This window comes from Streptomyces sp. NBC_01257 (assembly GCF_035917255.1).
Classification (GTDB): Bacteria; Actinomycetota; Actinomycetes; order Streptomycetales; family Streptomycetaceae; genus Streptomyces.
Map to the genome: position 1 here is coordinate 6,686,040 of NZ_CP108472.1, position 18,170 is coordinate 6,704,209.

The 18,170-nt window shown below is 73.1% G+C and carries 12 protein-coding genes; 6 read left to right on the forward strand and 6 right to left on the reverse strand.

Going from position 1 to position 18,170, the window contains the following annotated elements:
* Positions 1 to 33: 33 nt before the first annotated feature.
* From OG408_RS29270 to eccE, 4 genes are all read right to left on the reverse strand, one after another.
* On the reverse strand, positions 34 to 1,914 hold the full coding sequence (locus tag OG408_RS29270) for an ABC transporter substrate-binding protein (protein WP_266783563.1): 1,881 nt from the start codon (positions 1,912 to 1,914) through the stop codon (positions 34 to 36).
* Positions 1,915 to 2,111: 197 nt separating this feature from the next.
* Positions 2,112 to 5,186: an SCO5717 family growth-regulating ATPase gene (locus OG408_RS29275; RefSeq protein ID WP_326672827.1), complete on the reverse strand. Its 3,075-nt coding sequence runs from the start codon at positions 5,184 to 5,186 to the stop codon at positions 2,112 to 2,114.
* A gap of 312 nt (positions 5,187 to 5,498) precedes the next feature.
* Complete coding sequence (locus OG408_RS29280) at positions 5,499 to 6,221, reverse strand: hypothetical protein (protein WP_266783567.1); 723 nt, start codon at positions 6,219 to 6,221, stop codon at positions 5,499 to 5,501.
* Positions 6,221 to 7,510: a type VII secretion protein EccE gene (gene eccE / locus OG408_RS29285; RefSeq protein WP_326672831.1), complete on the reverse strand. Its 1,290-nt coding sequence runs from the start codon at positions 7,508 to 7,510 to the stop codon at positions 6,221 to 6,223. Before eccE ends, OG408_RS29280 begins: the two co-directional genes overlap by 1 nt.
* A 219-nt stretch (positions 7,511 to 7,729) precedes the next feature.
* On the opposite strand from eccE, the gene eccB reads away from it, so the two are divergent.
* The 4 genes from eccB (at position 7,730) to OG408_RS29305 (ending at position 11,429) form a co-directional block, all read left to right on the forward strand.
* Positions 7,730 to 9,280 (forward strand): type VII secretion protein EccB, encoded by a 1,551-nt coding sequence (gene eccB / locus OG408_RS29290; protein WP_326672833.1) that lies wholly within the window; start codon positions 7,730 to 7,732, stop codon positions 9,278 to 9,280.
* Between the two features lie 60 nt (positions 9,281 to 9,340).
* Positions 9,341 to 10,555, forward strand: coding sequence for a type VII secretion-associated serine protease mycosin (gene mycP / locus OG408_RS29295; protein WP_326672835.1), 1,215 nt, complete (start codon positions 9,341 to 9,343; stop codon positions 10,553 to 10,555).
* Between the two features lie 177 nt (positions 10,556 to 10,732).
* Complete coding sequence (locus tag OG408_RS29300; protein WP_285570709.1) at positions 10,733 to 11,083, forward strand: hypothetical protein; 351 nt, start codon at positions 10,733 to 10,735, stop codon at positions 11,081 to 11,083.
* 40 nt (positions 11,084 to 11,123) lie between these two features.
* On the forward strand, positions 11,124 to 11,429 hold the full coding sequence (locus OG408_RS29305; protein ID WP_266783577.1) for a WXG100 family type VII secretion target: 306 nt from the start codon (positions 11,124 to 11,126) through the stop codon (positions 11,427 to 11,429).
* 77 nt (positions 11,430 to 11,506) lie between these two features.
* Here OG408_RS29305 and OG408_RS29310 read toward each other — a convergent pair whose 3' ends face one another.
* The gene (locus OG408_RS29310) at positions 11,507 to 11,740 is read right to left on the reverse strand and encodes a DUF397 domain-containing protein (protein WP_266783579.1); all 234 of its coding nucleotides are present in this window, start codon (positions 11,738 to 11,740) and stop codon (positions 11,507 to 11,509) included.
* A 140-nt stretch (positions 11,741 to 11,880) separates the two neighbouring features.
* Positions 11,881 to 15,846 (reverse strand): type VII secretion protein EccCa, encoded by a 3,966-nt coding sequence (gene eccCa, locus OG408_RS29315; protein WP_326672838.1) that lies wholly within the window; start codon positions 15,844 to 15,846, stop codon positions 11,881 to 11,883.
* Between the two features lie 204 nt (positions 15,847 to 16,050).
* Between eccCa and eccD the strand changes: the two genes are divergently transcribed.
* Both eccD and rpsO read left to right on the forward strand, forming a co-directional pair.
* Entirely contained in the window at positions 16,051 to 17,517 is a 1,467-nt protein-coding gene (gene eccD / locus OG408_RS29320; RefSeq protein WP_326672840.1) for a type VII secretion integral membrane protein EccD, read from the forward strand.
* Between the two features lie 176 nt (positions 17,518 to 17,693).
* On the forward strand, positions 17,694 to 17,984 hold the full coding sequence (gene rpsO / locus OG408_RS29325; RefSeq protein WP_018551846.1) for a 30S ribosomal protein S15: 291 nt from the start codon (positions 17,694 to 17,696) through the stop codon (positions 17,982 to 17,984).
* The last annotated feature ends 186 nt before the right edge of the window (positions 17,985 to 18,170 follow it).

Sequence of the window (18,170 nt, forward strand, 5' to 3'; positions counted from 1 at the left end):
CCCGTCCGCGGGAACTACCCGCGGTCCGCGGAACTACTCGCGCTCGTCCGCTGTGGTGCGGCGGCGCCTGGAGATGAGGAACCCGCCGCCGGCGAGGACCACCACGGCGACCACGATGCCGATGACGAGCCCCGTGGAGCTCGAACCGGAGCCGCTGCTGTCACCGTTCGCGTCGTCGCTGCCGGCCGGAACGGCCGACCACCAGCTCCAGTACCCGTCCTGGCCGTAGATGTTGCCGGCCGCCTCGGGCATGGTCGTGATCGACTTGATCTGGTCGGTGCGGTAGGCCTCGACCGCGTTCGGGTACGCGATGACGTTCATGTACCCGGAGTCGTACAGCCAGGACTGCATCTGGCCGACGATGTCCGCCCGCTTGGCGGGGTCGTACTCGGCGAGCTGCTTCTTGTAGAGGCTGTCGAACGTCTTGTCGCAGATGAAGTTGTCCGTGGCCGCGCTCGCCTTGGCCTTGGTCGGCAGGGCGGCGCAGGTGTGGATGCCGAGGACGAAGTCCGGGTCCGGGTTGACGGACCAGCCGTCGAAGGCGAGGTCGTACTCACCGGCGTACCAGGGGACGGAGACGTCGTCGAGGCAGTCGACCTTGAGCCCGACGCCGAGCTTGCCCCACCACTCCTTGAGGTACTTGCCGATCGCCTTGTCGTTCGGGTCCGTCGCGTGGCACAGGATGCGCAGGTCGAGCGCCTTGCCGTCCTTGCCGACGCGCTTGCCGTCCTTGAGCGCGTAGCCCGCCTGGTCCAGGAGCTTGCCGGCCTTGGCCGGGTCGTAGGCCAGGCTCTGGCTCGCCGACGGCTTCCACTCGTACGCCGAGAAGCGCGGCGGGATGTACCCCTGGCCCTCGACGGCGTGGCCCTGGAAGACCTTGTCGATGATCGTCTTGCGGTCGATCGACAGGAACAGCGCCTGACGGACCTTCTGGTCGAGCAGCGCCTTGTTGCCGTTGCCGAACTTCTTGCCGTCCTTGGTCTGCGCACCCGGGTTGGTGGCCAGCGCGAAGAAGCGGCGGCCCGGACCCTCGTTGACCTTGATGTTCGCCTCGCCCTTGAGCGAAGCGGCCTGGGCGGGCGTCAGGGCCGGAGAGCCGGCGACGAAGGAGACCTCACCCTTGCGGAGCGCGGCGACGGCGGCGTCCTGGTCCTTGTACGTCTTGAAGACCAGCTCGTCGAACTTGGGCTTGCCGCGCCAGAAGTCCTTGTTGGCCTTGAGCTTCACGTACTGGTCGACCTTGTAGTCGCTCAGGACGAAGGGCCCGTTGCCGACGATCGGGAAGTCGGTGTCGTTGTTGAACTTCGAGAAGTCCTTGACCTTCTCCCAGACGTGCTTGGGGACGATCGGGACATCGAGCGCGGCCATCGTGGCCTGCGGTTCCTTGAGCTCGATGACCAGCTTCGTCGGGCTGGGGGCCGTGACCTTCTTGAAGTTGGTGACGAAGCTGCCGTTCGCCTGCGCGGCGCCCTCGTCGGTCATGATCTTGTTGAACGTCCAGGCCGCGTCCTCGGCGGTGGCCTGCTGACCGTCCGACCACTTGGAGTTGGACCGAATGGTGTACGTCCACGTCAGCTTGTCGGCCGACGGCTCCCACTTGGTGGCGAGACCCGGGACGGCGTGATTGTCCTTCGGGTCGTAGTTCGTCAGGAAGTCGTACATGAGCCGGGAGACGCTCGTGCTCAGCAGCTTCTGGGCGAGGAACGGGCTCAGTGAGTCGACGCTCTGCGCGACCGCGACGGTCAGCGTCTTGTTGCCGCTGTCGGCGGCCTGCGCCTGCTGGGGAGCGGCCCCGAGGGGCATGCCCGGTACGACGGACCCGGCTGCGAGCGCAAGGGCCGCGGCGCCGGACGCCAGGAGGATACGCAGACGTGAACGTGGCTGGGCGGAGGGCGGTGGAACTCTTTCGACCATGGTCAGGGACCTCGCGTCATGACTCGCACGGAGAAGGCGGGTTGATCTGTGGTTCGCCAGCTGGTGAAGCGAAGGTTTATCAGCGGTGGTCGAGCCACGTCAACGGTCACCGAAACCGCGTGTGGTCTGCGGGAATGCAATGAGGGTCCCCATCGCGGAAGCGATGTGGACCCTCATTGGTTCAGACCTCTGACGCCTTACTGCTGAGGCGCTGGCGGCGGCTGCGGCGGCTGCTGCTGCCACCCCGCGGGCGGAACCGGGCCCTGGAGTTCCGGGTGTGCGGGCTGCCCCGGCTGACCTGGCTGTCCGCCCTGTTGCTGCGGCTGCGGCGGACCGGCCTGACCGGCCGCCGACTGGGCCTGCGAGGGCAGCGACTGCTGCCAGTTCTGCCCGGCGCCCGGTGCCGGCTGCGGGGGATAGGGCTGCTGCGGCTGTCCGCCGTAGGGCTGCCCCTGCTGGGGCGGGTACGGCTGGCCCGGCTGCTGTCCCTGCTGCGGCGGGTAGGGCTGCTGGGGTGCGTACGGCTGCTGCTGCGGGACCTGCTGACCGGGCATCTGCTGACCGGGCATCGGCGGGGCGTACTGCGGCGGCGGGCTGCTGCCGTCCGACGTCCACAGCCCCTGCTGCTGCTGGGCGCGCGCGAAGTCCTCGGCGACCAGGGCGGAGAGGTGGAAGTACGCGTCCCGGGTCTTCGGGCGCATCATGTCGAGGTCGACCTCGGCGCCGGCCGACAGGTGCTCGTCGAACGGGACGACGACCACGCCGCGGCAGCGCGTCTCGAAGTGCTGGACGATGTCATCGACCTTGATCATCTTCCCGGTCTCGCGAACTCCGGAGATGACCGTGAGGGACCGCTGGACCAGGTCCGCGTACCCGTGCGCCGACAGCCAGTCCAGCGTGGTGGAGGCGCTTGACGCACCGTCGACCGACGGGGTGGAGATGATGATCAGCTGGTCGGCGAGGTCCAGCACTCCGCGCATGGCGCTGTACAGCAGCCCCGTGCCCGAGTCCGTGAGGATGATGGGGTACTGCTTGCCCAGCACCTCGATCGCCCGGCGGTAGTCCTCGTCGTTGAACGTGGTCGAGACCGCCGGGTCCACGTCGTTGGCGATGATCTCCAGGCCGGAGGGCGCCTGCGAGGTGAACCGCCGGATGTCCATGTACGAGTTGAGGTGCGGGATCGCGTGCACCAGGTCGCGGATGGTCGCGCCGGTCTCCCGGCGGACCCGGCGGCCCAGCGTGCCGGCGTCCGGGTTGGCGTCGATGGCGAGGATCTTGTCCTGCCGCTCGGTGGCCAGGGTCGCGCCGAGCGCGGTGGTCGTCGTGGTCTTGCCGACGCCGCCCTTGAGGCTGATCACCGCGATCCGGTAGCAGGAGAGCACCGGGGTGCGGATCAGCTCCAGCTTGCGCTGCCGCTCGATCTCCTCCTTCTTGCCGCCCAGCTTGAAGCGGGACGCACCGGACGGGTTGCGGCTGCTCTTCGTCTTCTGCTTGCCCCGGACCAGCCGGTCGGAGGACAGCTCGACGGCGGCCGTGTAGCCGATCGGGGCACCCGGCATCGAACGCTCGCGCTGGTCATGGGTGACCGGCATGGGCCAGGCGCTCCCGGCACGCGGATCGACGGGCGGCCCCTGCGGCGGGAGTTGCTGCGGGTGCTGGGGCTGCTGCGCCTGCTGTGGCAGATGCTGCTGCGGAGAGATCTGCGCGGGCAGATTCGGCGTGGCCGGGGCGGGAGCCGGAACGGGCGGCTGGGCGCCCTGGGGGAAGCCGTACGCGCTCGGCGGCTGCGGCTGCTGAGGGGCCTGCGGGTGTTGAGGTGCCTGGGGCAGCTGCGGAGCCTGGGGTGTCTGCGCTGCCTGAGGCGATTGAGGTGTCTGAGGCGTCTGAGGTGTCGCCGGGGGCAGCGCCGCGCTCGGCTGCTGCTGCCCGGGCCACTGCGGCGCCTGCGAGGCCTGGGGCGGCTGCGGTGCCTGCGGTGTGACCGGGGCCTGGGGTGCCTGCGGGGCGGCCGGCGGCGGGAGCTGGGCCGGGGCGCCGGCCGGGGGCAGGGCCTGCTGCGGATGCGGCTGCTGAGGGAAGCCGTATCCGGGCTGCGGTGCCGGAGCGCCCGGCTGGGGCTGCTGCGGCGCCGGGGGAGCCTGCTGGCCCTGCGGGGCCTGGGCCGCGGGCGCCTTCGGGAAGCCGTAGCCGCCGGGCGCCTCGTTGGCCGGAGTGGCCGGGGGCCAGTGGGACGCCGGCTGTGGCGCGGCGGGCTGCGGCGTCGCGGGCTGGAACGAGGGCGGCAGCGGCGGCAGTCCGCCCGGCGCCGGGGCCGGCGTCCAGGGGGCCGGCGACGCGTCCTGGGGCGTGTTGTCGAAAGGTACGTCGAGAGGGGCGGCGTCCGCCACGGCGGCCGGGGGCACGGAGTCGGACGGTACGGAGTCGGAGGGTACGGAGTCGGAGGGCACGGCGTTGTTGGGCTCGTCGGACCGCGGGGCGCCGGAGGCGTCGGGGCCGGTGGCGTCGGCGGTCACGCCGTCCAGGGGCGGGGCGTCGGCAGGCTCGTCGCCGTCGGCCTCGGGGGCCTCGGCCTCGGCCTCCGCCTCCGCGGGAACGAAGTCGGCCGGAACGACGTCTGCCGGTACCGCGTCCGCCGGAACCGCATCGGACGGAACCGCATCGGACGGCGTCGCGTCGGACGAATCCTCGGCGGCGTCCGAGGCCGCGGCGTCATCGCCGGAGCCGTCGTGCGCGGCCTCCGCGTTCACGTCCGGGTCCACGGCCGCATCGGCACGTGAACCGGCGCCGTCGGCCGTGTCCGTACCGTCATCCGTTCCGTCCGCGCCGTCCGCCTCCGCCTCCGCAGCCGGGCCGTCCGCGTCGTCGCTCTCCGCCCGGGCGGCGGCCTCGCGCTCCGCGATCTCCCGCTTCAGTGCGGCGGACGAGAACCGCATCGTCGCGCCGCTCTCCACATCGCCGCTCCCGAAGGGGTCCGGCGAGGCGCCGGACTCGGCCGTGCCGTGTGCGGAGGCCGGCGGCGCCGGAGTCCAGTCGGGCTCGAACCCGCTCCCGGGCGGGAGCCCGGGCACGGACACCGGGGCGCCGCTGGGCGGCGGAGGCGCCAGATACGACCCGGCGCCGCCCGAGGAGTCGCCCGGCGCGTTCTGCGTGTACCAGGCGGGCGGGGTGTAGTCGATGGTGAACTCACCCGTCATCTCTGCGGGCTCCGCGTCGGACGACTCGTCGACGGGCTTGTTCCAGCCCCCGCGCATCTCGTCCCGATCGCCGTTCACTTTGCCTCCTGGTGTGGTCGAGCACCCTTGTGCCGTGGGGGGTGGGGGCCACCGTCTTCCGTCGTGCGAACCGCCCGGCTCTCCCCCTGGGACGCGCATCGCCTGCCCGCAGGTTCTTCTGCCGCGCCCGGACCCACCCTAATCGTCATCGGGGCCGCTACGGCAGGCCGTACAGCACCGCGGCAGCTGTCCCGTACGTCACGTACTGCCCTCAAGTGGACTGAGTACGACAGGCGATGACCCGCAAAGCGGTCAAACATGCACATCCGTGCAGGGGAATCTGAACAATTCGTACACGCTGCCCCTGCGCCGTCAGTCCATCCGGCGTGCGCTGCCGAGCAGTCCCGATTCCGCATCGGTCGGCAGGGTGCGCACGAACCGCCGGTCCCGCCGGGTGCACCAGAGGGTGACCCCGTCCGTCAGGGTGGACAGGGTCCTGGTCTCCTCGGCGTCGAGACCCATCAGCCGGCCGATCTGTCCGGCCTCGTCGGGGGACACCCGCTGGACGCCGGCCAGGGACGACTTCTCCATCAGCCCGGCCGCCGCCGGACTCAGATACGGAAGCAGCGTCACCACCGACTGCCAGGGGCCGGAGGTCACGCGCCCACGCGGTGGCCTTATGCCGCAGTCACGCACCACGACGACCGGGGACCCTGCGCAGGGGCCCTGCGGCGGGACCCGTCCCACCTCGTGGAGCGTGATGCCGCAGCCGTCACCGCCGGCCGCCCGCACCAGCTCCGCCCAGGCGGCGGCCCGACCCGTCTCCACCACGATCCGCGCGCCCGTCGCGGCCGCCCGCAGCGCGAGCACCTGCGCCGTCCACAGGCCGCCGATCAGCGTGACGTCGTACGGCGTGGGCCGGTTGAGGCCGAGCACGGCCGGGCTGCCCTCGCCGTCCACGCCGATCACCACGCCGTCATCGCCGACCGGCAGGGCCAGCGACGCCAGCTGGTCGGGGCGGACCGTGTGCCGGGGCAGGCGCGGACGGGGCAGTACGAACCCCAGCAGCCCGCGGGCGCGTGCGGGTACGGACATCAGCGGGCACCTCCGAGCGGCAGTGTCGCGAGCAGTCCGGGCAGCTGTTCGCGGTCGAGCCGGACCAGCGAGGTCCCCACCCCGCGTGCCGTCCGCTCCAACTCGTGCCTGGCGGACAGGAGTTCACGGTCGTCGCGGCCGGTGACCCGGAGGTGGCCGATGACCGAGGTCTCCTGCCGGTCGCCGTGTCCCAGCGTGAGGCTGAAGGTCGTGGCCAGGGCCGGGACCGAGGTGAGCAGCGCGACGAGCCGCGGCATCGGGGCACCGCCGCCGAACTCCGGCCAGCGGCGCACCCAGTACGTGGTGTGCGGCCGGCCGTCGCACCACCAAGCGCGCGAGGTCTCCCGGGTACGACGGGCGGGCGTCCCGCCCCGGCCGGCCCGCGCCGTGACCGCCGGGCTCGCGCAGGCGGACGTGGCCAGGGCGGCGCCGAGCTCCTGCTCAGCCAGCACCGTCGCGGTGAACCCCGCACCGGTCAGCCGGCCGGCCAGCTGGTCGGCCGCGCGCACCAGGCACTTCTGCGCACCGGCGAGACCGCCGCCGCGTGCCCGTACGGCCTCCGGGCAGAGCTCCGGAGCCAGCTTCAGCGCGATCCAGGTGATCCGGACCGCGGGGGAACCCGTGCGGGCCTGCAGGGGTGCGTAGTTGCGGGCCGCGACCGATTCCTCCGGCAGCTGCGGCGCGGGCGCCGGCTGGGTGTGCTGGACGATCTGCGCCGACTCCAGCCGGATGCCGTCGACGTCGAGCGCGTCCCGCACGAGGGCCAGGGGCAGCGGACGCGCGGACCGGTCCGGACGCAGCGCAGTCCCGTCCGCGTCGATCCGGATGACGGCCGTCAGATACGTACCGTCGCCGATCATGCCGACCGGCCGCCGGTCGCGGTCCCCGAACGCGTAGGTGCGCAGGGCCGGTTCGCACTCGGCCACGGGCGCGATGCCCGGATCCGTGCCCGCCGCCGGCACCCTCGACGCGGCCCCGCGGGTACGGGCCCGCAACGCGAGGACCGAGGACAGCAGCGAGGGAAGGGAGCGGCGGTGCCTGCGGACGACGGCCAGCACCACCAGCAGCCCGGCCGGCACCGCGGCCGGGGCCAGCAGCAGGGGGTCGGCCACCCAGGCGCAGAGCAGCAGCGCCGCCGCGATCTCGACCAGGACGAGCTGGTGCAGCCGGAACGGTCCGAACGGCCCGGCCCGCCCGCTCAGCCGCGCCAGGCCCGGCCCGCCGGCCCGGCGGACTGCGGGGGCCGGCGAGCCCCCGGCCGGAGCCGGCCGTGTCGCGGAAGCCGTCATCGCGGCACGCCCCCGTTCATCCGGCCCCGGGCCCCGTTGCGACCCGTGCCACGCCCGTACCGCCGAGGTCTCCGGCGGGGTGAATCACCCTACCCGGCCCGCAACACCCCTGAATCGACAGGCATAGTAGGGGTCGGCCCGGCATCGGGGGCCCGTACGGGACGCCGGCCGCAGTCGTTCCCGGTGCCGTGCGGACGGACTCGGGGGACGGGCGGACTCATGGCATCGCGGCGCGACGAACTCAACGCGTACACCTTCGCGAAGCGGCGCATGGTGGCGGCGTTCCTGGGGCCCTCGCCCACCGGCACCGACGAGGGCGCCCCGCGTCCCCTGCGCGCCGTCGTTCCGGGACTCGTCGCCGGCGCCCTGATCCTCGCCGGCTTCGGCGCCTACGGGATGTTCAGACCGGCCGCCCCCAAGGACTGGGACGCCCCCGGCACCAAGGTGATCGTCGGCAAGACGTCGACCACCCGCTACGTGGTGCTCACCACCGGCAGGGGCGCGGACGCCAGGACGCTCCTGCACCCCGTGCTGAACCTCGCCTCGGCCAGGCTGCTGCTGACCCCGCAGAACTACGGCGTCGTCCAGGTCGACGACGACATCCTCGACGCGGGCAGGCCCGCGCGCGGTCCGGTCCTCGGCATCCCCTACGCCCCCGACCGGCTGCCCGAGAAGGAGGACGCGGGCACCGCCAAGCGCTGGGCCGTCTGCGTACAGCCCGGCGGCAGGGGCGACACCGTGCAGAAGGCGGCCTTCGTCCTCGCCGAACGCGACAAGGAGCTGACCGAGGGCCCCGGCCGGCTCACCGGCGGCCAGGTCCTCTACGTCAGGGGACAGGACGCGACCCGCTACCTCGTCGACGCCCGCGGCAGCAAGTACCGCATCGACGAGACCGCCGCCGACCTCGGCCATCTGACCGACGCCCTGGTCGGCGCAGCCCAGCCGCAGCCCGTCACCGACGACTGGCTGGCCACCCTGCACGACGGCAGCCCGGTCGCCTTCCCGCACATCCCCGGCAAGGTCGGCGCCCCCGCACACATCGAGGGACACCTCTCCGCCCGGGAGAACCGTGTCGGCACGGTGCTGCGCACCAGGAACGGTGAGGGCACCGCCCACTACATTGTTCTCGACGGCCGGGTCGAGAAGGTCTCCGAGTTCACCGCCTGGCTGCTGGTCAACTCCCCGCAGACCGCCGCGCTCGACCTGGCCGGAGAGGCGCGTGCCGCCGGACTCCAGGACTTCGTCCCCGAGTCCGGGACCTTCGCCGGGCAGGCGGCGCACTGGCCCGCGCACAAGGCCGTCCGGGCCAACACCGCCGGCGCCGGCGGCTCGGGCCGCGACACCGTCTGCAACGTGCTGCGCCGCACGGACGGCACGGGCCGCGCCACACTGAGCACCTGGGCGGGCCCGGCGTACCCCGCCCCCGTCGGCGCCGGCGGCACGAGCACGTACGTCACCCCGGGCAGCGGGCTCCTCTACACCCAGGTCCGCGAAGGACAGACGAGCCCGGACGGATCACTCTTCCTGGTGACCGACACCGGACTGCGGTACGCGGTTCAGGCGAACGGCGACAGCGACACCGCCCGCTCCGGGATCGGGGCCGGCGGTGCGGCGGCCGGCCAGGACGGGCGGCCCGAACCGAGCCAGGCGCAGATCAGGCTCGGCTACGGGACGGTGCGGCCCGTCCTGGTCCCCCTCGCCTGGTCGGAGTTCCTGGCCAAGGGTCCCCGGCTCGACACCAACAGCGCCCGCAGACCGCAGGGTTCCTGACGGAGCCAGGAGCGAAGCACCGGCGGGACACCAGTGGACAGAAGCGGGGGAGAGAGCACGATGCCGTACCGGACGAGGGTTCTGCTGACGGCGGCCGCCGCCGCGCTGGTCGCCCTCGCGGGGCCGCAGGCCGCGTACGCCGCTGCCGGTGCCGACGGTCCGCAGCTGGACGGAGGCGGCGAGTGCGCCTTCCCGATGACGAAGCAGTTCGAGGGCCGGCCCTGGCCGCTCCAGCGGGTGCTGCTGGACGAACTGTGGCAGGACACACGCGGCAAGGGAGTCCGCGTCGCCGTCATCGACACCGGGGTGGACGACACCAACCCCCAACTGAGCACCGCCGTGGACGCCTCCGCGGGCATCGACTACACCGGCGGCAGCGACGGCACCGTGGACGCGGTCGGCCACGGCACCAAGGTCGCCGGCATCATCGCCGCCCGCCCCCGCGGCGGCACCGGATTCGTCGGACTGGCCCCCGAGGCGACGATCATCCCGGTCCGCCAGAACGACGGGCGGCACAACGGCAAGGACTCCACGATGGCCGCCGCGATCGACCACGCGATCGCCGAGGGCGCCCGGGTCATCAACATCTCCCAGGACACCACCCGGCCGCTGGCCGACGACTCCGTGCTGGGCCGGGCGGTGGCGCGGGCGGTCGGCAAGGACGTCGTGGTGGTCGCCGCCGCGGGCAACGACGGCATGGACGGCAGGCTCCGCCGCACCTACCCCGCCGCCTTCGACGGCGTCCTCGCCGTCGCCGCGTCCGACCGCAACAACGAACGCGCCCCCTTCTCCCAGGCAGGGGAGTTCGTGGGGGTCGCCGCACCCGGGGTCGACATCGTGTCCACCGTGCCGGGCGACGGCCAGTGCACCGACAACGGCACCAGCTTCGCCGCGCCCTACGTCACCGGGGTCGCCGCCCTGATGCGCGCCAAGTACCCGCACTGGACGGCGCCGCAGGTCATCGCCCGTATCGAACAGACCGCGGAACGCTCCGTCAACGGCCGTGACGCCTTCGTCGGATGGGGTGTAGTCGATCCGGTCCGCGCGCTCTCGGGAGACGACGCCCCGCAGGACGCTCCGCATCCCGACACACCACCGGCCGGCGCTCTCGCACCGGAGCCCGCGCGCCTGTCGACGGGTGAGACCTCTCAGCAGCGCGCCAAGCGCTACGCGACCTCGGCACTGGCCGCGGCCGTCGTGCTGGTCGGTGTGGTGGCCGGCGTCGCGACCGTCGCGCGCGACCTCCGCAGACGCCGCGTCGCGCGCGGCCGGTGACCCGCTCCCGGCCGGTTCCACGCGCGCCGGGTGCGACGGGGAGGGGCGGCGAAATGGCTAGGGTGAACGCGCACTTCAGATGCGTGACGGGGGATCAGGAGCCGTCCGGGGAGCCCCCGGAGCCGGCGTGACCGCCCCCGGCCGTGCCTTCTTCACGACCCCAGGGAGGACCTCCGCATGACCAGCCCCGCGGGCGGTTTCGCACTCGCCGACGACCCGGTCGTCCAGGCCAAGAACAAGATCATCAACACGGCCGAGGCGGTCTCCAGACAGTCCAGGGAGCTCGCCGACCTGCTGGCGACGGCCGGGGCGGGGTGGACCGGTGTCGGCGCCTCGGGCTTCACCTCCGCCCAGCTGGTCATCAACGAGGACCACGACACGATCCGCCGCCTCCTCCAGGTGCTGCTCCACGCGGTCGGCAGCACGAAGAACCTCAGCAATGCCAACGACGAGGAGGTCCGCGCGGCCTTCAACGCCGTGAGGGAGCCGGCCGCACCGGCCAACACCTCCGGACTGAACGGCGTCTGAGCCGCCCGCATCCCCGCAGCCGAGCCAGAGGAGCACCCCGATGGGTCACGACCCGCACACCAAGGTCAGGTACGAGACCGTCCAGGAGATGGCGAACCGCATCCGTGCGGTGTCGCGGAACATCTGCCAGGACCTGGAGGAGATGGACGCCGCGCTCAAGGTCGTCACCGACACCTGGGACGGTGAGGCCCACGCCGAGTACGTCACGCTCCAGCACAAGTACCGCGGCAGGGCCGGCCACATGAAGGACCGCCTGGAACAGGTCGCGAAGCTCGTCGAGACGGGCAAGGACAACTACCGCGCCACGGACCTCAAGTCCTCACGCCTGTTCACCGAGGCCTACTGACCCCGGACGCCCGGCGTACGTACGGCACGAGGGGCACGTTCACCCGAACGTGCCCCTCGACTCCTGCCGCCCCGGCACTACGTCAGGTCGAACTCGCCGTCCCGGGCGCCCAGCACGAACGCGTTCCACTCGGCCTCCGTGTACCGCAGCACCGTCTCCGGATCCAGCGAGGACCTCATCGCCACCGCGCCGCCCGGCAGATGCGCGATCTCGACGCGCTCCTCGGCCTCCTCGGTCCCCGGCGCACTCAGCCATTCCACCCCCGAGATGTCGAGTGCGTACAGCTCGTCCTTCTCCGCCTGCGTGCCCATCGTCAAGGGTTCCTCTCCGTACGTGGCTCTGCACGGCACCGTACAGGCATCGCCGTACGCCGTGGCCGGGTCCGCGATTCGGCAGCGGACGCTGCCGATCTGTGCTCTCGCCGCCCCGCGCACCCTCCCCGCCGGGCCGGTCAGGGGCGCTCCGGCAGCCATCCGGTCTGCACCAGCGGAGTGCCCCGCCGGCGGGTCGCGAAGTAGCCGCGCCCCGGCGGCATCGGATGCCCGCGCACCGGCCCGATCAGGTCGCCCTCGGCCGGATCACCGGACAGCACCACACCCTGCGCGCCCAGCTCCCTGATCCGCTGGAGGAACGGCTCGTACAGGGCCCGCGAGGCCCCCGCCGAGCTGCGCGCGACGACGAAGCGCACCCCGGTGTCCCGGGCGAACGGCAGATACTCCGCCAGCGGGGCCAGCGGACTGCCCGCACCCGTCGCCACCAGGTCGTAGTCGTCGACGACGACGAAGATCCGCGGGCCCGTCCACCAGCTGCCCTCGCGCAACTGTGTCGGAGTGACGTCCGCCGGCGGCTGCCGCCGGGCGAACACCCCGGCCAGCGCCTCCATATGCGTCCGCAGCGCCCCCGCCGTCGGCGCGTACTCCAGCAGATGGGTCTCGGGCAGCCGCCCCAGCAGCCCCCGCCGGTAGTCCGCGACGACGAGCTTGGCCTCGTCGGGGGAGTGGCGCTCCGCGATCTGCTTGGCGATCAGCCGCAGCAGAGCGGTCTTCCCCGACTCGCTCTCGCCGAAGACCAGGAAGAACGGATCGGTGTCGAAGTCGACGAACACCGGCTCCAGATCCGTCTCGGCGATCCCGATCGCGACGCCCCGGTGCGGGAACTCGAACCCCTTCGGGAGCCGCTCGGCGGGCAGCTCGACCGGCAGCAGCCGAACGGCGGGGGCAGACGGGCCCGCCCGGTGCGCCCGGACCGTCTCGACGAACGCGGCGGTCGCCGCGGCGAGACCGTCCGCACCGGACACCGCGTCGACGCGCGGCAGCGCCGTCATGAAGTGCAGCTTCTCCGCCACCTGGCCGCGGCCCGGCACCCCGGCCGGCACCCGGGCGGCGACCTTCCGGTCGAACTCGGAGTCCATGACGTCGCCGAGCCGCAGTTCGAGCCGCCCGAGGATCTGGTCCTTGAGCGCGGCCCGCACCTCCATGTAGCGGGCCGCCGAGAGGACCACATGGACTCCGTAGCCGAGACCGCGCGCGGCGATGTCCGTGACGACCGGCTCCAGACGCTCGTACTCGTTGCGGAAACCGCCCCAGCCGTCGATGACCAGGAAGACGTCGCCCCACTCCTCGCCCGGCAGCTCACCGAGGGCGCGCATGCGCCGGTAGGTGGCAACGGAGTCGATGCCCCGGGCCCGGAACAGCTCCTCGCGCCGGCTCAGCACCCCCGCCACCTCGGCGACCGTGCGCCGCACCCGCTCAGGATCCAGCCGGGAGGCGATCTGTCCCACGTGCGGCAGCTCCGCGACCGGGGCGAGCCCGCCACCGCCGAAGTCGAGACCGTAGAACTGCACCTCCTGCGGGGTGTGGGTCAGCGCGAACGACGCGATCAGCGTCCGCAGCAGCGTCGACTTGCCCGACTGCGGACCGCCGACCACCATCAGGTGGCCCGCCGCCCCGGAGAAGTCGCGGTACAGCACCTCGCGCCGCTGCTCGAACGGCTTGTCGATCAGGCCGAGCGGGACCGTCAGCCCGCCGGGCCGGGTGTACCCCGTCGCGGTGAATCCGCGCTCCCCGGCGGGCGCCAGCCCCGGCAGCAGCTGATCCAGCGTCGGAGCCCGGTCCAGCGGCGGCAGCCACACCTGATGCGCGGGCACCCCCTGCCCCTCCAGCCGCCGCACCACCACGTCGAGCACGGTGTCGGCGAGCGCGTCCTGAGGCACCAGCGCCGGAGCCGCCGGCGGCGCGTCCCCGCCGGACCCGGACCCGGACTTCGGCACCGGCACCGGCATCGCACGGAACAGGGCGGCCCGCCGCACCGCCGGCACCTGCCCCGCCACCGGCCCGGGGCCGCCCCTGCGGTACGCCCCCGACACATACGCCGCCTTGAACCGCGTCATCTCCTCCGTACCCGACTTGAGGAAGCCCGAGCCCGGCACCGAAGGCAACTCGTAGGCGTCCGGCACCCCCAGCGCCGTCCGCGACTCCGCCGCCGAAAAGGTCCGCAGCCCGATCCGGTACGAGAGATACGTGTCCAGACCGCGCAGCTTCCCCTCCTCCAGCCGCTGCGAGGCCAGCAGCAGATGCACACCCAGCGAACGGCCGATACGGCCGATCTGGAGGAACATGTCGATGAAGTCCGGCTTGGCGGTGAGCAGTTCGGAGAACTCGTCGATCACCAGCACCAACGAGGCCAGCGGCTCCAGCGCCGCCCCCGCCGCCCGGGCCTTCTCGTAGTCGTGGACACCGGCGTATCCGCCCGCCGACCGCAGCAGCTCCTGCCGGCGCTGGAGCTCGCCGCGGATCGCGTCCCCCATCCGGTCGACCAGGGACAGGTCGTCGGACAGATTGGTGATGACCGCGGCCACGTGCGGCAGCTGCGCCATCCCGGCGAACGTCGCCCCGCCCTTGAAGTCCGCGAGCACGAAGTTCAGCGTCTCGGACGAGTGCGTGACCGCGAGCCCCAGCACCAGCGTCCGCAGCAGCTCCGACTTGCCCGAACCCGTCGCGCCCACGCACAGCCCGTGCGGCCCCATGCCGTCCTGCGCCGCCTCCTTGAGGTCCAGCATCACCGGCAGGCCGTCCTCACCGACCCCGATCGGCACCCGCAGCCGCTCCGAGACCGGCCGCGGCCGCCAGGTCCGCGCCACATCGACCGCACCCGCGTCCCCGAGGTTCAGCAGATCGGTGAAGTCCAGCTCGGCCAGCAGCGGTTCGTCGTCCTTGCCGCCGCCCGTCCGCAGCGGCGCCAGCTGCCGCGCCAGCGCCTCGGCCGCAGGGAGCGAAAGACCGTCCGGCACACCCTCGTACGCCGCACCGGCACCGGGCTCCACCCGCAGCCCGCCCGGCCGCACCCGCAGGACGAACCCACCGCGCCCCGGCGCCGGCTCACCCCGCGCCACCTCGACGACCGTCACACCCTGCAGCCCCTCCGCCCCCGCCAGCAGCGAGTCCGGCGCCACCCGGCCACCGTCCAGGACCACCACGACGTGCGGCTGGTCCGCCGGCGGCGCGCCCTCCCGGCCGAACCGGGGCCTCCCCTCCAGCCGGTTCGCCAGCAACGGCTCCACCGCGGCCGTGTCCGGCCCGAACAGCCGCTTCGGACCGGCCCCGTCGGCCTGACCCGGCACCTGCGCGTGCGGCAGCCACTTCGTCCAGTCCCAGCACGCCACCGCCTCCGGCGCCGCCACGACCGCGACCACCAGGTCATCGGGCGAGTGGAGCGTCACGGCCTGGGCCAGCAGCGCCCTCACCACCGAACGGGCCTGCTCCACCGGACCCGAGACCGTCACCCGGGGCGCCGCCCGCAGCGGCACCGCCACCGGCAGCCCGGCCGGCGAGGCGTGCACCGCCAGGAACCGCCGCAGCGCATGCGCGCAGACCGGCTCCGGATCGACCGCCGGATCGGTGTCCGGCGCCGAGAGGGGCGTCGCCAGCGGCTGCGCCCCGAGCCCGATCCGCACGTGCCCGAAGTCCCGGTCCCCGGAACGCCGTTCCCAGACCCGGCCGCCCTCGGCCACGACCGACCACAACTGATCGGGACCCGGGTGCAGATACCACTGCGCGTCACGCTGGGCGCGCGCCGTCCGCAGGACCGTGCGCCGGATCTGCGCCAGGTAGGCGAGATAGTCGCGCCGGGCGTCCGCCAACTGCCCCTGCGTACCGCGCCGGTGGCGCACCAGCTGGGCGACCACCATGGCGGCCGTCGACACCAGCATCAGCACACCCATGATCCGCATGAACGGCGGTGCCTGCGGCGAGAAGAAGAAGACCACCGAAGAACCCATGCCGAGCACCGGCAGGATCTGCATCAGCAGTCCCTCCCGCGGCCCGCGCGGCAGCCCGGGAGGGGCCTTCAACGCCAGCCCGTCCCCGGGGACTTCCGGCGGCAGGGCCCGCGGCGGTCGCTTCACGACGATCTGGCTCACCGGTGCATCAATCCCTCAGTGCGGACGGGCCGGAGGCCGGGGCGGACCCGCACCGGCGCCCCCGTGGCAGCCGCCGCCCACGGAACTGGCCTCCGCGCGACCGCGATCCTACGTGCCGCACTCCCGACGGCGTTCCGGGATTCACCCCTCCCGGTAGGGTTGCGCGCGCATCGTGCGCAACCACGAATCAGGGGGACCAGACACGTGAGTACGACCGCGGCGACCGGCTTCTGCCGCGTCACCGTCGTGGCGCCCGACAGCCGCATCGACGTCGCGCTGCCCCATGACCTCGCCGTCGCCGACGTCGCCCCGGAGATCCTCCGGCTCACCGGCCGGACCCAGGCCGTCGCCACCCCCACCGGCTACCACCTCGTCCGGCGCGACGGCACCGTCCTCGACGGCGCCCGCACCCTCGCGGACCAGCAGGTGCTCGACGGCGAGATCCTCAGCCTGCGCCCCTTCGCCGACTCGCTGCCGCCCGCCGTCTTCGACGACGTCACGGACGCCGTCGCCTCGGCCGTCGGACGCGACCGCCACCTGTGGAGCGAGGACCTGCTGCGCGGCACCGGCCCGGCGGGCGCCGCGCTGCTGCTCCTCCTGATGGGCCTCGTCCTCTGGTCCGCCGACCCGGACCGCCACGACATGCACAGCCTGCCCGGCGTCATCGCGGGCGCCGCCGGAGTACTGCTCACGGCCTTCGCGGCGGTACGCGCCCGGGTCTACGGGGACCGGACCACGGCCGTCGCACTCGGCCTCGCCGCCCAGCCGCTCCTGCTCGCCGCCGGCTCCGGCATCATCGGCCCGGACGCCGGCCAGGGCCCCGGCAGGCTCCAGCTGCTGCTCGGCTGCGTCGCCGTCCTGGTCGCCTCCGTCGTGCTGGTCGCCGTCACCCCGGGCGGCGACGCCCCGTTCGTCGCGACGGCCTTCCTCGCCACCGCGGGAACCCTGGCCGCCTTCGCCGCGATCCTCACCGAGTCCTCCGCCACCGCGGCGGCCGCCGTCTGCGCCCCGGCCGCCATCGGACTCGTCGCCTTCCTGCCCGGCCTCTCGGCCCGCTACGCCCGGCTCCCCGTCGACTACACCCCGCCGCGCACCGCCCGGACGGGCTACGCCGACCCCTTCGCCGATCCGGACACCGGCCACCACGACACCCCCGTCGACGCCGACGACCTCGCGGACCGGGCGCGGCGCGGCCACGAGATGCTGCTCGGCCTCGTCGGCGGCTGCGCGGCCGTCGTCGTCGCGGCCGCCGCCGTCCTCGGCTTCTCCGGCGACGTCCGGGGACAGCTCCTCGCCCTCGCCGCGGGAGGGGCCGTGCTGCTGCGCGCCCGGCTCTTCCGCTACACCTCGCAGGTCGTGTGCCTGCTCACGGCGGGGATCGGCGCACTCGCCCTGCTGATCCTCGGCCTCGCCCTGCACCCGCCCGCCGCCGCGTCCGCCGGCTACGGCGACCCCGGCGCCTCCGACATCCGTACGGTCTGGCTCTGCGCGGCCGTCGCCGCCGGCGCTGCCCTGCTGACCGCGGTCGGCCTCGTCGTCCCCCGCAAGGGGCTCTCCCCGTTCTGGGGCCGGGTCCTGGACCTGACAGAGAGCGCCCTCCTGCTGCCCCTGGTCCCGCTCTGCCTGGCGGTCCTCGACGTCTTCGCCCGGGCCAGGGCGCTCACCGGCTGAGGCCTGCGAGGGCCGCTCCGAACGGCTGGTAGTCTGGCTGTGGCCGTTTGTGTACGCGTTCCCGGTTGACTCTGGGGGCTGCGCTCATCGGACCTTCGCTCCCGAGTCATCCAAGCTCCCCTGAGATCCAGACCAGGGGCACTCGTGGGCGCATCGAAGACCAAGAGGAGTACCGCGTGCCGCTCGACGCCGCTACGAAGAAGCAGATCATGACCGAGTTCGCGCAGAAGGAGGGCGACACCGGTTCCCCCGAGGTTCAGGTCGCCATGCTTTCGCGCCGGATCTCGGACCTGACGGAGCACCTCAAGACGCACAAGCACGACCACCACTCCCGTCGTGGTCTGCTGATCCTGGTCGGCCAGCGTCGCCGCCTCCTGCAGTACCTGGCCAAGAAGGACATCCAGCGCTTCCGTGCGCTCGTCGACCGCCTCGGCATCCGCCGTGGCGCGGCCGGCGGCGCCAAGTAAGGACGCTGTGAAAGGGAGCGGTTCCCAGTTCTAGGGGGCCGCTCCCTTTGCCGTACGTGCGGGACCGGGGGCAACCTCAGTAACCTGGACGTACAACAACAGACGAGGAGAGGCGCGCCACGGCCGCCGCCGGTCCTCGGTAGTGGCCCCCGGGACAACGCCCGGGAGCTTCGATCGAAGACCGGC

Bases quoted from the DNA above. Each gene is read 5' to 3' on its own strand.
- mycP (WP_326672835.1), top strand. From the start codon at position 9,341: ATGCCGTACCGGACGAGGGTTCTGCTGACGGCGGCCGCCGCCGCGCTG.
- OG408_RS29310 (WP_266783579.1), bottom strand. From the start codon at position 11,740: ATGGGCACGCAGGCGGAGAAGGACGAGCTGTACGCACTCGACATCTCG.
- eccB (WP_326672833.1), top strand. From the start codon at position 7,730: ATGGCATCGCGGCGCGACGAACTCAACGCGTACACCTTCGCGAAGCGG.
- OG408_RS29305 (WP_266783577.1), top strand. From the start codon at position 11,124: ATGGGTCACGACCCGCACACCAAGGTCAGGTACGAGACCGTCCAGGAG.
- OG408_RS29300 (WP_285570709.1), top strand. From the start codon at position 10,733: ATGACCAGCCCCGCGGGCGGTTTCGCACTCGCCGACGACCCGGTCGTC.
- eccE (WP_326672831.1), bottom strand. From the start codon at position 7,510: ATGACGGCTTCCGCGACACGGCCGGCTCCGGCCGGGGGCTCGCCGGCC.
- OG408_RS29270 (WP_266783563.1), bottom strand. From the start codon at position 1,914: ATGGTCGAAAGAGTTCCACCGCCCTCCGCCCAGCCACGTTCACGTCTG.
- OG408_RS29280 (WP_266783567.1), bottom strand. From the start codon at position 6,221: ATGTCCGTACCCGCACGCGCCCGCGGGCTGCTGGGGTTCGTACTGCCC.